The organism is Streptomyces canus, assembly GCF_001514145.1.
In the GTDB taxonomy this organism is placed as follows: domain Bacteria; phylum Actinomycetota; class Actinomycetes; order Streptomycetales; family Streptomycetaceae; genus Streptomyces; species Streptomyces canus.
In genome coordinates this window covers 356,426-370,592 of the sequence record NZ_KQ948656.1, presented here as the reverse complement: position 1 = coordinate 370,592, position 14,167 = coordinate 356,426, and the positions used below count along the sequence as shown (strand labels likewise).

Annotated in this window: 13 protein-coding genes and 1 pseudogene; 5 read left to right on the top strand and 9 right to left on the bottom strand. The window is 72.7% G+C overall.

The window, feature by feature from the left end; genetic code table 11:
- Positions 1–116: 116 nt before the first annotated feature.
- The 5 genes from AQJ46_RS51650 to AQJ46_RS01545 form a co-directional block, all read right to left on the bottom strand.
- Positions 117–1,051 (bottom strand): IS5 family transposase gene (locus tag AQJ46_RS51650; protein ID WP_404828352.1). Its coding sequence is split into 2 segments (ribosomal slippage): positions 117–713 and positions 716–1,051, totalling 933 coding nucleotides; the frame shifts between segments, so codons are not numbered across the junction.
- Between the two features lie 37 nt (positions 1,052–1,088).
- On the bottom strand, positions 1,089–1,505 hold the full coding sequence (locus AQJ46_RS01560; protein ID WP_159063977.1) for a hypothetical protein: 417 nt from the start codon (positions 1,503–1,505) through the stop codon (positions 1,089–1,091).
- A gap of 27 nt (positions 1,506–1,532) precedes the next feature.
- Positions 1,533–2,186, bottom strand: coding sequence for a class F sortase (locus AQJ46_RS01555; protein WP_225887204.1), 654 nt, complete (start codon positions 2,184–2,186; stop codon positions 1,533–1,535).
- The gene (locus tag AQJ46_RS01550; RefSeq protein WP_059203819.1) at positions 2,179–3,018 is read right to left on the bottom strand and encodes a DUF4397 domain-containing protein; all 840 of its coding nucleotides are present in this window, start codon (positions 3,016–3,018) and stop codon (positions 2,179–2,181) included. Before AQJ46_RS01550 ends, AQJ46_RS01555 begins: the two co-directional genes overlap by 8 nt.
- Positions 3,019–3,125: 107 nt before the next feature.
- Positions 3,126–3,734 (bottom strand): sigma-70 family RNA polymerase sigma factor, encoded by a 609-nt coding sequence (locus AQJ46_RS01545; RefSeq protein ID WP_059203818.1) that lies wholly within the window; start codon positions 3,732–3,734, stop codon positions 3,126–3,128.
- Positions 3,735–3,897: 163 nt separating this feature from the next.
- Between AQJ46_RS01545 and AQJ46_RS01540 the strand changes: the two genes are divergently transcribed.
- The 5 genes and pseudogenes from AQJ46_RS01540 to AQJ46_RS56950 form a co-directional block, all read left to right on the top strand.
- Complete coding sequence (locus tag AQJ46_RS01540; RefSeq protein ID WP_059203817.1) at positions 3,898–4,899, top strand: MerR family transcriptional regulator; 1,002 nt, start codon at positions 3,898–3,900, stop codon at positions 4,897–4,899.
- A 213-nt stretch (positions 4,900–5,112) separates the two neighbouring features.
- Positions 5,113–6,336 (top strand): FAD-dependent oxidoreductase, encoded by a 1,224-nt coding sequence (locus tag AQJ46_RS01535; RefSeq protein WP_059203816.1) that lies wholly within the window; start codon positions 5,113–5,115, stop codon positions 6,334–6,336.
- On the top strand, positions 6,333–7,061 hold the full coding sequence (locus AQJ46_RS01530; RefSeq protein ID WP_059203815.1) for a class I SAM-dependent methyltransferase: 729 nt from the start codon (positions 6,333–6,335) through the stop codon (positions 7,059–7,061). The genes AQJ46_RS01535 and AQJ46_RS01530 overlap by 4 nt, the downstream gene beginning before the upstream one ends.
- Positions 7,062–7,111: 50 nt before the next feature.
- Positions 7,112–8,611 (top strand): FAD-dependent oxidoreductase, encoded by a 1,500-nt coding sequence (locus tag AQJ46_RS01525; RefSeq protein WP_225887203.1) that lies wholly within the window; start codon positions 7,112–7,114, stop codon positions 8,609–8,611.
- A 349-nt stretch (positions 8,612–8,960) separates the two neighbouring features.
- A pseudogene (locus AQJ46_RS56950) lies at positions 8,961–9,426 on the top strand (NF041680 family putative transposase); the annotation flags it as partial.
- Here AQJ46_RS56950 and AQJ46_RS01520 read toward each other — a convergent pair.
- From AQJ46_RS01520 to AQJ46_RS01505, 4 genes are read right to left on the bottom strand one after another with little or no spacing between them, the layout of a single operon-like run.
- Entirely contained in the window at positions 9,412–10,416 is a 1,005-nt protein-coding gene (locus AQJ46_RS01520) for a DUF5914 domain-containing protein (protein ID WP_059203813.1), read from the bottom strand. The pseudogene AQJ46_RS56950 and the gene AQJ46_RS01520 sit on opposite strands and share 15 nt — an antisense overlap.
- Positions 10,413–11,408 (bottom strand): phytoene/squalene synthase family protein, encoded by a 996-nt coding sequence (locus tag AQJ46_RS01515; protein WP_059203812.1) that lies wholly within the window; start codon positions 11,406–11,408, stop codon positions 10,413–10,415. Before AQJ46_RS01515 ends, AQJ46_RS01520 begins: the two co-directional genes overlap by 4 nt.
- Entirely contained in the window at positions 11,395–12,966 is a 1,572-nt protein-coding gene (gene crtI, locus AQJ46_RS01510) for a phytoene desaturase family protein (protein WP_059203811.1), read from the bottom strand. The genes AQJ46_RS01515 and crtI overlap by 14 nt, the downstream gene beginning before the upstream one ends.
- Positions 12,963–14,114 carry a polyprenyl synthetase family protein gene (locus AQJ46_RS01505; RefSeq protein ID WP_059203810.1) on the bottom strand — a complete coding sequence of 384 codons (1,152 nt, stop codon included), beginning with the start codon at positions 14,112–14,114 and terminating at the stop codon, positions 12,963–12,965. Before AQJ46_RS01505 ends, crtI begins: the two co-directional genes overlap by 4 nt.
- Positions 14,115–14,167: the final 53 nt, after the last annotated feature.

Genomic DNA, 14,167 nt, shown 5'->3' with positions numbered 1-14,167 from the left:
TGGAGTATGCCCAGGTCACAGCGTCGGCGAGAAGGAGCTGAGAGTCGGATAAGAGTCACAGCAGAACCGGGAATCCCAACACGCCATGGGGAGTTGTTAGTAGTGCTGCGTCGGCGTCACGAGCGAAGCCAGATGAGCAGGGCAGCAGCGGTGACGGTGCCCAGGTAGACGTATCCGCGCTTGTCGTAACGGGTCGCGACGGCTCTGAACTGCTTTAACTTGTTCACCGCCCGCTCCACCGTGTTCCGGGCTCTGTAGCGCACCTTGTCGAAGCCCGGCGGTCTGCCGCCGCGTGAACCCCTGCGCAGGCGCGCCGACTTGCTATCGCTCTTCTCCGGGATCGCATGCCGGATACCGCGACGCCGCAGACAGGAGCGGATCACACCGTTGCTGTACGCCTTGTCGGCCGCGACGCTGTCCGGTCGGCGCCGCGGTCTCCCTGGACCGAGCCGGGGAACACGGATCTTGTCCATGACCGGCTCGAACTGGGTACAGTCCGCCCGCTGACCAGGTGTGACGAGCAGGGAAAGCGGGCGGCACCTGCCGTCCGCACTCAGATGGATCTTGGTGGTCAGTCCGCCGCGCGCGCGGCCGAGAGCCTCACCCGCCGCACCACCTCCACCAGGAAGACCGCAACGCCCACATGCTCGCGCGTGTGAAGTGATCTTTACGCGGCCCCTTTTGAGGCAGCGGGATGTGGCGGTGGATCTTGGGGAGCTCCGGCGGCATGATGATGGGCACGGATCGAGGTGGAGTCGATATTGATGTTCCAGTCGACCTCGCCTGCGGCATCGGCAGCGGCCTGGACGTGCTGCAGCAGTCGTTCCCAGGTACCGTCGGCCGACCACAACATGTGGCGTTTATGGACGGTCTGCCATGGGCCGAAGCGTTCAGGCAGTTTGCGCCGCTGACACCCGGTGCTGAGCCGGTGAATGATCCCGTTGATCACCTGTCGGTGATCGCGCCACCGGCCGCACCGGTGGTTGCTCTTTGGTAGCAGCGGCTCCAGCACCGCCCACTCCCCGTCAGTGAGTTCCTCCCTGCTGAGCATGACCAGAACAACGAGTCACCGATCGGAGAGACACTCCCTAGTGCCGCCAGGGGGCGTGATGGTCCCGGCTCCACCAGCGGACGAAGGTGATGCCTGCGAGAAGGCCGAGTGCGTAACGGATCGTCCGGTCGTGGGGGTCCGTGGAGCGGCGGGTGCGATGCGGCTCGGCCCACGCCACGGAAAGGCCGTGAGCCGGCTTCACGGGCGGTCGTGCGGGAGTCTTCTCCGTCGCGGAAAACTCCTGTGTGATGTGCTGCCATACCCGCTCTGGAGGGGCGGCCGGGAGGTCTGACTCCTCCACGTCACGGGCGGAGACAACGACCCTCGTGATCTGGCGCAGTTCCTCCCGGCACCGGTTGCATGCGGCGATGTGCTGCAGGGCGCCGGGGTCGTTGCTCGAGATGTCGTTTCCCAGTGCCAGTTCCATCAGGTGTGCGGGCTCGACATGTGGCACCGTCACCCTCCTGTCTCGTGCTGCGCTTCAGGCCGCGAGTGGTTCGGCGGTGACGATCAGGTTGGCCTGGTAACCGCCCTTCTCGGGGAGGAACGGAGGCGCACACGTGACGAGGGTGAGGACCGGGGGGCCGCTCCGGCGGAACGTGGCGGACGGGAGGTCGCCCTTCGGTACCGTCGAACGCGCGGTGACGCGGTAGAGAGCCGGCTCGGCGTGGGCGCGTCGCACCTCGACCGTGTCTCCCGGCTCCACGTCGTAGAGCGCCGCGAACTCGCCGAGGGCCCCAGTGTCCGTGTCCACGTGTCCGACCAGCACGGACGACCCGTGCGAGCTTCCGGGAGCCGGTCCGAAGCGATACCAGCCCGCGACGGCCGGATCGGCCGGGATGGCCATGGCGCCCGCTTCCGTCACGCCCACTGGCCGGACACGGGCGTCCAGGCCCACGTCGGGCATCAGAACGCGCTGGGGAGGGTGCCGGAGTTGGAGCCGGGGCGGGGGACTCGGCCGTGCCTCGGCGGCGGGGGAGAGCGTGCCGGACGTGGCTGCCCGTGCCGTAGCGGGGGTGCCGAAATCGTCTGGGGGCGACGCCTGTTCAGACGGGGCGGCCTCCAGAGTGAGGACCGCCGCCAGGGCGGCGGTCGCCACTGTGAGGCCGGTGAGCCGTCGTGTCGTGTCACCCACGCCGGCCTGCGGCCCGGCGGGTCACCAGGACGACCGTCAGGGCGACCACCCCGGTCGCGGCCGCCCAACCCAGCCACTGGTCGGAGGAGTTCGCACTCACAGCGGCGCCACTTCCGCCCGCGTGGACGGCGTTCGGCGCGGATTCCATGCCGCTGAGCGTCTGGGTCGCCAGCTTGAGATTCTTGTCGGTCGCGCTGCCCCAGGCGTAGACGATGTTGCCGGCGCCCTCCTTGAGGTTCAGGTCGGCCGGACCGATCGCCACGGTGTCCGTGCCGGCGAGCACGACATCGGCCGGGACGGTGCCGGCGTCGACGACCGCGGTGTCCTGCTTCGGGTTCTCCAGTCCCTTGAAGACCGGCTGTCCGCCCGCTCGGACGTCCACGGCCGGGGCGGCGGCGACATGCCGCACGGTCAGCCGGGCGTTGCCCGCGTCGACCTGAGCGACGTCGTTGACGAAGGCCGTCAGCCGGGGCTTGCCGTCGGCGGAGAGGTGGGCCGCGATCGTGGCGTTCGCTCCGGCCGGCACCTTGATCTCCTTCTCGATGGCCGGTGTGCCGTCGGGGCTCTGCCCGGCTTCGAAGACCTGGATGTCGTAGGTGCCCGCGTCGAGGGACTGCGGGTCGGTCACGGTGCCGGGCTCGAAGTCGCTGAGCAGTTCGTTGCCGTTGGCGTAGACGTCGACGGTCAGTCCGGGGACGCCGTGGAAGACGGACACCATGGCCGGGTCGTCACCTCCGGCGGCGGGGGCCGCCATGACGGGGGCGGAGACGCCGAGAGCCAGGGCGCATGCGCCGGCGGAGGCGGCGAGGACGAGGGGGGTCCGGGAGGTCATGAGGATCAACACCTTCGGTGAGAGGTTCCGCCGGTTGCGGAGTCTCGTGGGTGTTTCGTGTGCGGGCGCCGCCCTGGATGCGCGCGGCGGCGGGTTCCGGTGCGTGCCTACGCGGTGTTCTCGGCGGCGCGGCCTCGTTCGATCCCCTCACGCAGCCGATGCAGGCCACGTCGGGTGTGGCTCTTCACCGTGCCCAGGGGGATGCCGGTGTGCTCGGCGATCTGGGCCTGGGTGAGGTCCTCGTAGAACGCCATGCACAGCACCTCGCGCTGGTGGCGCGGCAGCCGGGACAGGGCGTCCACCAGGAGCACCCGGTCCAGGACGTCGTCCGGGGCACCCGCCTCGTGGCGGTGCACGTCGGCGTCGGACGCCATCGAATCGATCAGCGTGAGGCGCCTCGTTCTGGCCGACAGAGCGTCGATGATCTTCCGACGCGCGATGCCGACCAGCCAGGCGCCCAGCGGCCCCCGCTCCGGACGGTAGCCGTCCCGTCCGCGCCAGGCGCCGAGGAACACCTGCTGGGTCACGTCCTCGGCCTCATGGGCGTCACCGAGCGAGCGGGTGGCCATGGTGTGGACGAGTGCGCCCCAGCGCCGGTAGACGGCCGCGAACGCGGTCTCGTCCGCGGCGCGCAGGCCGCGGGCCAGTTCGTCATCGCACGGCGTCTCCTCCGCCGCCGGGGTGCGGACACCGGCGGATCGCGTGGTTGTGGTCATGGGCTTGTCCCTCCTGCCGTGCATCCCGTGATGGGGCCGGAAAGCCGTCTGCCGAACCGGTCCGGTCGGCAGGCGCCGTAGCGGCCGAGCGCCTGCATGTCAGTCTTGTGAGCTGAAACGACGCACACAACATGCGTCGTTTGTGCGTCGTACTATGGGGAGTATGAGCCTGGGCAGTGACGACGGTGATCACCGCGCCGCGCCGCGTGTCGGCGGGGGGCTGACCACCGGTGAGGTGGCCAGGCGTCTGGGGGTGGCACCGACCACGGTCCGTTCCTGGGACCGCCGCTACGGTCTGGGCCCCACGGCGCATACCGGTGGCCGGCATCGCCGCTGGACCGCCGTGGACGTGGCGCGGTTGGAGCGGATGTGCGCGCTGACCGCGACCGGACTGCCGCCCGCCGAGGCCGCCCGTCTGGCCCTGGACGAGGCGGGTCTCCAGGCGCCTGCCCCCCAGGTGGGTTACGTCCGGTCCCCACTGCCCGCGGCCCGCGGCCGGAGCCGGGCCGGCACCGGCCTGCGCCTGGGCGATGTGCGTCAGGAGTGCAAGGGAGTAGCCCGTGCGGCCCTGCGTCTCGACGCCGCCGCGCTCGACGCGTTGCTGAGCGCCGCGATCGAGGAACACGGCCTGGTCGCGGCGTGGTCGGAGGTGATCATGCCGACTCTGCAGGCGGTCGGCCGCAAGTGGGAGACCTCGGGCGAGAGATACGTCGAGGTCGAGCACTTCCTGTCCTGGCACGTGTCCGGTGTGCTGCGGCGCCATGCCCCGCCCGTGGTCGCCGACCGGCCCGGCGCCACAACGCTTCTCGCCTGTGTCCCCGCCGAGAACCACACGCTGCCGTTGGAGGTCCTGGCCGCCGCTTTGACCGAACGGGGCCTGCCGGTGCGCATGTTCGGTGGCGCGCTGCCCGTCGAGTCACTCGTGGCCGCGGTACGCAGAACTGGTCCGGCCGCGGTGGGTCTGTGGGCGCAGTCGCGTACCACCGCGAGCCGGCCGCTGGCTCAGCACGTGGCCTCGCTCGAATGGGGTGTGCGGGGCGCCCGCAGGAAGCCGGTCGTCCTGACACTCGGTCCCGGCTGGGCCGGGCAGACCGTGCCGGGGTCACCCCACCCGTCCGGGCTCGCGCAGGCTCTCACGGCGGTGGAGTCCATCGCGCTCAGGTGAGGCCGGTCGGTCTGTGTCCGGCGCATCCGCCGACGGCTGGTTCACGGAAGAGAGGGCAAGGAGCGGGAAGCCGCCGGCGTGCCTCGGCGATCAGGAGTGAGACGTGGACAGCAACGGCGCACGGGTGCTGGGGGCCGCCGCCACCGGCGGGCGCTACGCCGTCGAGGCAGTGACGAGGCCCCCCGGGACATCCGCCGCCGAACGGCGTGCCCGGTGAGCCGACCTTCCGGAGCGCCCGACGAAACCTCCGACGTGGTCATCGTCGGCGGCGGCGCGTCCGGGCTCAGTCTCGCGCACCACCTGGCGGAGACCGGTACCTCCACCGTCACCCTGGTGGAAGCGCCGGACGGTCCGCGGCGTCCGCCCGAGAGGACCTGGTGCTACTGGGAGCGCGGCACCGGCGACTTCGCCGAGGCGGTCAGCGCCTCCTGGTCCCGGCTCCGCGTGCACGGCACCGACGGCCGGACGATCACCGTGGACCCGTCTCCGCAGCGCTACCGCATGCTCCGGTCCACGGCGTTCGAACGGCTGGTGCATTCCCGGTTGGCCCGCTCACCCGGCTCCCGCGTCCTGCGCGCCACCGCGGACACGGTGCACGACACGGCCGACGGCGCGGAGGTCCACTGCACGACGCCCGACGGCCGGGCGCTGACACTCCGCGCCCGCCACGTGTTCGACTCCCGCCCGCTGCGCTCCCTGCCACCGGCCCGGACACAGCTGATGCAGCATTTCCGCGGCTGGTTCGTGCGTACCGATGCGGACCGGTTCGACCCCGCCGTCGCCGATCTGATGGATTTCCGGGTCCCGCAACCGCGCCATGGGCTCGCCTTCGGCTACACACTGCCGCTGGCACCGGACCGCGCGCTCGTCGAGTACACCGAGTTCTCCCGTGCTCCGCTGACCACGACGGCGTACGAGGCCGCGCTGGCCCACTACTGCCGCGACATCCTCGGCCTGGGGGCGTTCACCGTCGAATCGGCGGAGCAGGGCGTCATCCCCATGACCGACGCGCGCTTCACCCGCCGCACCGGGCCCGCCGTCTTCCGGATCGGGACCGCGGGCGGTGCCACCCGCCCGTCGACCGGCTACACCTTCGCCGCCGTGCAGCGGCAGAGCAGGGCCGTCGCCGCCGCCCTGCGCGACGGCCGCGTGCTCGTGCCCGCACCGCACGGGCGCCGGGCGCTGGCCATGGACGCGGTGCTGCTGCGAGCGCTGGACACCGGGCGGATCGACGGTCCCGGCTTCTTCACCGGCCTGTTCCGACGCGTTCCGCCGGAACGCCTGCTGCGCTTCCTCGACGGTGACACCTCGCTCAGCGAGGAGTGGAGCATCGGCCTGCGCACCCCCGTGGGCCCCATGCTCCGGACCGCCGTCGAACTCCCCTTCCTGCCCCGGCGTTCCCGGCCCGACCCACGAATCGGAGAGAGCCACCGATGACATTGCTGCGCGACGACGACCTGGCACGCGCCTTCGACCACGCGTCGCACACCTACGACCGCCTCACGGCCCTCAACCCCGGCTACCGCACCGACCTCCTGCGCTCGGCCCGACGGCTCCGGCTGCCCCGGGACGGCGCCGGCCTGCACATCCTCGACCTCGGCTGCGGCACCGGTGCCTCCACCCGGGCCCTCCTGCGAGCCGCACCCCGCGCCCGGATCACGGCCGTCGACGCCTCGTCGGGGATGCTGCGGGGCGCACTGGCCAAACCGTGGCCGGACCACGTGCGCTTCCTGCACCTGACCGCCGAGGAGGTGGCGGCGGCCGGTGAGGAACCGTACGACGCGGTGTTCGCCGCCTACCTGTTCCGCAACGTCACCGACCCGGACGGCGTACTCGGAACCGTCAGGTCGGTGCTCCGGCCGGGCGGACGGCTCGCCGTCCACGAGTACAGTCTCAGCGGCTCACCCGCCCACCGCGCCGTGTGGACGGCCGTGTGCCGGGGAGTGATCATCCCGGCGGGCACCCTCAGCGGTGACCGCGCCCTCTACCGGCACCTGTGGCGAAGTGTCCTCGACTTCGACACGGCCCCCGCCTTCACCGCGCGGCTGACCGGCGCCGGATTCACGGACGTGCGCGCGGCACCCGTCGCCGGATGGCAGACCGGCATCGTGCACACCTTCCTGGCCCGCAGCGGCTCCGCCGCGGCGGGGGACACACGGTGAGCGCCGCGCCGCGAGCAGCCAGGCGGGGCCGCGACCGCAAGGCAGAGATCATGATGCCCGCGCCCGGCCGGGACCGCTTCTACCCTGCGGACGCGCCGGGCGTCGCCGTGATCGGCGGAGGGATCGCCGGTCTCGCCGCGGCCACCCTGCTGGCCGAACGCGGCGCCCGCGTGACCCTCTACGAACGCGAGGAGTCGCTCGGCGGCCGGCTCGCGGGGTGGCGCACCCGCCTCGCCGACGGTTCCGAGGCGACCATGAGCCGCGGCTTCCACGCCTTCTTCCGTCAGTACTACAACCTGCGGGGGCTCCTGCGGCGTACCGATCCCGGCCTCGACCGTCTGAGGCCGCTGCCCGACTACCCGCTGCGGCACAGAAGCGGCCTGACCGACAGCTTCGCCCGCGTCCCGCGGACACCGCCGCTCAGCGCGCTCGGCTTCGTCGCCCTCAGCCCCACCTTCGGCTGGCGCGACCTCGCCGCGATGAACGCCCGGGCCGCGCTGCCCCTCCTGGACGTACGTGTGCCCGAGGTCTACGAACGCTTCGACGGCATGAGCGCGACGGCCTTCCTGGAGCGCGTCCGCTTCCCCGAAGCCGCGCACCATCTGGCCTTCGAGGTGTTCTCGCGCAGCTTCTTCGCCGACCCGCGCGAACTGTCCGCCGCGGAACTGCTGCTGATGTTCCACATCTACTTCCTCGGCTCCTCCGAGGGCCTGCTCTTCGACGTGCCGAACGAGCCCTTCCCCCAGGCCCTGTGGGAGCCCCTCGGCGACTACCTCCGCAGCCTCGGAACGCAGGTCCGCACCGGCACCCCCGTGCACGGCGTCCACCCGTGCGACGCCGGGGGAGTGGAGGTGCGGACCGACAGCGCCGCCGACCGGCACGACGCAGCCGTACTCGCACTCGACCCCGGGGCGCTGCGAGAGGTCGTCGCGGCCTCACCCGGCCTGGGCACCCCCGCCTGGCGCAACGACATCGCCGCCCTCGTCACCGCCCCCGCCTTCCTCGTCTCCCGGCTCTGGCTGGACCGGCCGGTCCGCGCCGACCGCCCCGGATTCCTCGGCACCAGCGGCTACGACGGCCTCGACAACATCAGCGTCCTCGACCGCTACGAGGGCGAGGCCGCCCGCTGGGCCGACCGGACCGGCGGCTCAGTGGTGGAACTGCACGCCTACGCCGTCCCGGCCGGCACCGCACGCGCGGCGCTGCAGAACCGCCTGGCCGAGAGTCTGCGCCGGGTCTACCCGGAGACACGGAACGCACGCGTCGTGGACGGCCGGCACGAATGGCGCTCCGACTGTCCGTTCTTCCCGGTCGGCTCCCACTCCCGACGGCCCACCGTGGTGACACCCCACCCCGGGGTGACGCTGGCCGGTGACGCGATCCGCTGCGACCTCCCCGTGGCCCTGATGGAACGCGCCGCCACCACCGGCTTCCTGGCTGCGGGTACCCTCCTCGCCACCTGGGGCGTCCGGGGACAGGTGCTGTGGACGGTGCCCCGAGCGGGCCGCACCCCCGTGCTGCGGGCACTCGGCACGACCGGGAGTCGCTGACTCACTGCGGCTGGCGGGGTCCTCGCCGGAGAAATCATGTAGGAGGAAGAATGTACCCGCAGGCAGCGGCGATAACCGACAACTGGCCGGCGACCATCATCATGGTGCTCCTCGGAGGCGCTGTCATCGCGTTCTTCCTGATCAGGGGTAAGGGCAAGTAGGAATACCTCGCATGTTGCGTCTGCCCGTGGTTCCGGGAGCCACTGATCGTCGGTGTGGCCGGCTGGGCCTTCTTCCGCATCTGCTGTCGGTCTCCTGACTCCCCGGGCCTTGGAGGAAGACCACGACATCGCGACCGCTGGAGCCGGTGCCCAGGATCTCAGGGTGCCCCTGGCCTATCCGCGGGCGGGCGGAGACGGTCCAGGTCACCAACCGGTACGACACCGCCCGCGCGACGGCCCGGGACCGCATCCACCCGAGGCTGACCAGCCGTACCCCTTGGATCGACCACGCCGGTGAACTCCCCATCACCGAGGGCATGTTGATCCGCTCGTCGACGTCCGCTGGCCGGCGTTCCTGCGCAGGTTCGACATCGAGCACACATTCCGGTTGATGAAGCAGACCCTCGTCCGGACCGGCCCGAAGATCCGCACCCCGAGGCCGGAGACCGCTGGACGTGGCTGATCATCGCCGCGCACACCCAGCTCCGGCTCACCCGTGAAGCCGCGGCGAAGCTCCGCCGCCCCTGGGAGAAGCCGGCCGAGCCCGCACGGCTCACCTGGCCCGGCCCTCTGGCACCGCAAGGGCAAGACGGGGCCGGAGGTCTCCGAACGGCGCGGGATCCGACCGCGTGCGCGGCGCTACCCGGGGAACCGCCCCGTGCGGCGCAGCGCCCAGCGCCGCTCCGCGTACGCCAGGTCGTCGCGCCACAGCCGGCCGGCCGTCCGCCGCATCAGGGGGCGCAGTACGGGCGCGGCGGCCCGCGCGAGGGCGAAGCCGCGTCGGCCCGAGGCGGCGACGACCGCCTCGACCACCGCGGTCCGCGGCCGCTCGTCCGCCTCGCGGGTCAGCGGCGTGGCATGGGTCTCGACTACGGAGGTGGCCCCTTCACCCTCGGTGATGCGCATGACGACCGTACGCGGCCCGGGTGCCGTGAACTCCGCCCGGACCGGCACCACCAGACGGCCGGTCACGCGGAAGGAGACGTCGACGACGAAGGTGTCGTCCTCGTCCGTCGGCGGCCGGACCACTGTCAGGTCGACGAACGAGTACGGGTGGAACCACGAGCCGTGCCACGGGTCGAGCCGGTTGGCGACCACGTCCTGCGGTTCGCACCACCCGACCGCCGTGAACACGGCGTCCACCCCGCTGCCCGCCGCCGGCCGTACCGGCACCACCGGACGCTCCAACGGCTCCTCGCCGCCCACCGCGTCCAGCCGGACCCACACCAGGACCCCGTCGTCGTGGGCCGGATAGGGATCCCAGCCGGCGAACGACCCACCGTCCAGGGCGAGTCCGTGCCAGTGGCACACCAGCGTGCCGCACACCACCCTGCTGTCACGCAGGGGCGCACCGAGGTGGGGGCAGGCGCCCGGTCCGGCGTGCAGTTCACCGGTGTCCGACCGCCACAGCACCACCTCGACACCGCCGACCGTCCTGCCGTACGGGCGGCCACCGGCGCGTACGTCCCGGGAGGCACCGACGACGAACCAGTTTCCGGACCGGCGGGCCGACGCCCGTTTGAGCGCGTCGGCGATCAGTGCCGGGCGTGCCTCCCGCCAGGTGGGCGTCTGCGTCGCCCAGTACGACCGCCTGCGCCGCCGCAACGGCGGTGTCCAGCCGGCCCGTTCCGCTCGGTCACTCATCGCGACGGTCCTTTCGTCGGGATTGCCGCGCCATCCGCCCGGGGCACCCCCCGCGCGGTGCGGGCACCCCACCGCGCGCCCGCGATGCGTACGACTCCGGCGGCGGCCGTGGCCGCCCGGCGGCCGCGGGACACCGCCGCACGGCGGTGCAGCACCGTGTAGTCCTGATCCGCGATCGCGTCGAGAATGCCGCCGTACAGGGTGAACGCGGTGCGGATGCAGGGGCGTGTCCGCGGGTCGAGCAGGGCGATGCCGGGTTCCGCCGCCCGGTACACCTCTCTCGTCATGGCCTCGGCGGCGATCAGCGCCGCGCGGATCCGCGGGTCGCCGCGCCCGGTGCGGCGGCTCCACTCCAGCAGCGGCCGGTCCACGCCGTGGGCGGCGAGCAGGTCGGCCGGCAGGTAGACGCGGCCGCGGTCCAGGTCCTCGCCCACGTCCCGCAGGAAGTTCGTGAGCTGGAACGCCACCCCGAGGTCAGCCGCGTGGGGGGCGGCCTCCGCGCAGGGTACGACCGTGCCGAGGACGGGCAGCATCTGCAGTCCGATCACCGCGGCCGAGCCGTGCATGTAGGCCCGTAGATCGGCGTAGGTCGGGTAGTCCGTGACGTGCAGGTCGCTGCGCATCGAGACCAGGAAGTCCGCGAACAACGCGGCCTCGATGCCGTACCGGTCGGCGGTGTCGGCCACGGCCCGGACCACCGGCTCGGCTCCGCCGCCGGTACGCAGCCCGTGCGCGAGATCGTTCTCCAGGCGGCGCAGCAGCCGGTCGCGCTCCTCGGGCGTGCGGTGCCCGTCAAGGTCGTCCACGATGTCGTCCGCCCAGCGTGCGAAGCCGTACAGCGCGTGCACCGCGCAGCGGCGCTCCACCGGGAGCAGACGCGTGGCCAGGAAGTAGGTCCTGCCGTGGCGGGCGTTGAGCCGCCGGCAGTGGGTGTACGCGGCGCGCAGGGCGGGGTCGGTGATCCCGGCGGCGTCCAGTTCACGACGGGTCATGGGCGTCTTCCGCGGTCGAGGGGACGGGAACGTGTGCTGCGCGTGGCACCGGGCGGGTGCGGGCGGAACGGCGCGGGACGCCCCCGGTGATACGCGCTGCCGCGAGTTTGCCGCTGATGAGCACGGTCGGAACGCCGACACCGGGGGTGGTGCCGCAGCCGGCCAGTACGACGTTGTCGACGTCGCGCACCAGATTGCGCGGGCGGAACGGGCCGGTCTGGGCGAAGGTGTGGGAGACGGAGAAGGGGCTGCCCGCCGCGTGCCCCTGCGCCGCCCAGTCCAGCGGGGTCACCAGCAGCTCCTCCTGGACGCTGTCCGCGAAGCCGTCCAGGCCTCGGCGTTCCAACTCGGCGACCAGCTTGTCCCGGTAGCGCGGCCCCAGGTCCCGCCACGCGCCGGCGGAGGGCCCGACGTCGGTGTTGGGGCAGGGGGCCAGCACGTAGTGGAGGTGTCCGCCCGGCGGCGCCAGGGCGGGATCGTGGGTCGTCGGCCGGGTGATCAGCAGGGACGGGTCGCTCATCAGCCGCCCCGAGCGGGTCAGCTCGTCGAACGTGCCCTCCCAGGCCACACCGAAGGACAGGGTGTGGTGGGCGAGGCCGGGCCAGGTGCGGTCGGTCCCCGCGTGCAGGACCACGGCGGACGGTGAGTGCCGCAGCCCCACCGGGCGCCGGGGCGCGCGCCCCAGCAGCCGGTGCGCGGCGGACAGCTCGCAGGAGAGCACCACCGCGTCGCAGGAGATCCGCTCGCCGGTGGCCAGCCGGACGGCACGGACCCGTCCGGCCGAGCGTTCCAGCGAGGTCACTTCGGCCGACCAGCGGAACGCGGCCCCCGCGTCGGCCGCCGCGTCCGCCATCCCTCGGGGCAGCGCGTGCATACCGCCCTGGGGGAACCAGACACCGGCCACGGTGTCCATGTAGGCGATCACCGCGTAGGCGGCGAGGGCCCTGGCCGGGGCGACCCCGGCGTACAGGGACTGGAAGGAGAAGACCCGGCGCAGGCGGGGGTCGGCCAGGAAGCGGCCGATGCGCCGGTCCAGCCGCCCGAAGCCGCCCAGAGCCGCCAGGCGTGCCAGGTCCGGGTGGAGCAGCTGGAAGGGCGAGTCGAAGTTCGTGTCGATGAAGCGTCGCATCTGCGCCCGGTACAGCCGCTCCAGCCAGTTCCGCAGATCGCGGTAGCCGGCCGCCTCGGCCGGTCCGGCGAACCGTCCGACCTCGGCCTCCATCGCCTCGCCGTCGGTGTGCACGTCGAGGGAGGTCCCGTCCGCGAAGCACGCTCGGTAGGCGGGGTGCAGGGCCGTCAGCTCGACGTGGCGGTCGAGGCTGTCGCCGACGGCCGCGAAGGCCTCGTCGGCCAGGTGCGGCATGGTCAGGACCGTGGGCCCGGTGTCCACCTTGTAGTCACCCAGGCGTACGCGGCCGGCCCGGCCGCCCGGACCGGCGTCCCGTTCGACGACCGTCACCCGGCGGCCGGCGCCCAGCAGGTGCAGGGCACAGGCGAGGCCGGACAGCCCCGCGCCCACCACGACGACGTGGTCCGTCGGCCCCGGTACAGTCCTCACGCGGCCTCCCCGGCGGGCTCCAGTGCCACGCCCGCCGCCCGTTCGACGAGGGTGGCGAACTCCCGCCGTACGAAGGGCTCCGCGCCGGTCCGGTCGAAGTGCCGCAGACTCGTCGCCCCCAGCTGCGTGATCTTGGACTCCACGACGGCCCGCGCCCCGGTCCGCTCCAGTGCCGCCCGCATCCGCGCCACGGCCTCGTCCGACGGCAGGGGTGTGGTCGCGGCGAGTGCGTCGGCCGATTCCTCGTCACCGGAGGCGTCGGCGAGCCGGACACCGACAGCGAGCAGGTAGGTGAGCTTGCGTGTCCGCAGGTCGTCGTCGGCCGGCTTGCCCGTCACGGCCGGGTCGCCGAAGGCGCCCAGGAGGTCGTCGCGGAGCTGGAAGGCCAGACCGGCGCACCGTCCGGCGGAGCGCAGCGCGTCCAGGGCGGACGCGTCGGCGCCGGTCAGTGCCGCACCGAGGGCCAGGGGCCGCTCGACGGTGTACAGGGCGCTCTTGAGGGTGGCGATGCTCACCGCCTCGTCGACTCCTGATGTCCCGGTGGCCTGGGCGTGGATGTCCCGGTACTGCCCGGCGACCATCTCGCCGCGCATGGCCTGCCACTCGCGGTGCAGCGCGGGGCCGTGCGGTGAGCCGAGGGCCGTCTCTGTCAGCAGGTCGTCCGCCCAGGCCAGGGCCAGGTCACCGGCGAGCACCGCGGCGGACGTCGCGAACGCTTCGGGCGGGCCCGTCATCCGTGCGGCCCGGTGCATGCGGGCGAGGTCCACGTGCACCGCCGGTGCGCCACGGCGCAGGGGTGATCCGTCCATCACGTCGTCGTGGATGAGGGCGCACGCCTGGAGGAGCTCGAGGGCCGCGCCCGTACGCAGGACCGCCGTGACGTCGCCCGATCCGCCGGCGGCCCGCCATCCGCACCACGCGAACGCCGTGCGCAGCCGCTTCCCGCCGCGCCGGACGAACGCCGAGACACGGCCGGCGACATCGCGGGCGAACACCGGATCGGTCTGCCGGGCCCGGCACATACGTTCGTCGAGAACACGCCCGAGCTCCGCCTCGACGGCACGGACGGCCTCATGGGCCGTGAGCGGCCGGTCGACCGACCCGGCCGACCCGGCCGGCTCGGCCACCGTGGGCCGCGGTCCACGCATGCGCCACCCCTTCTCACTCCCGGTCACCTGCACACCCATGCTTCTGCCGAGCG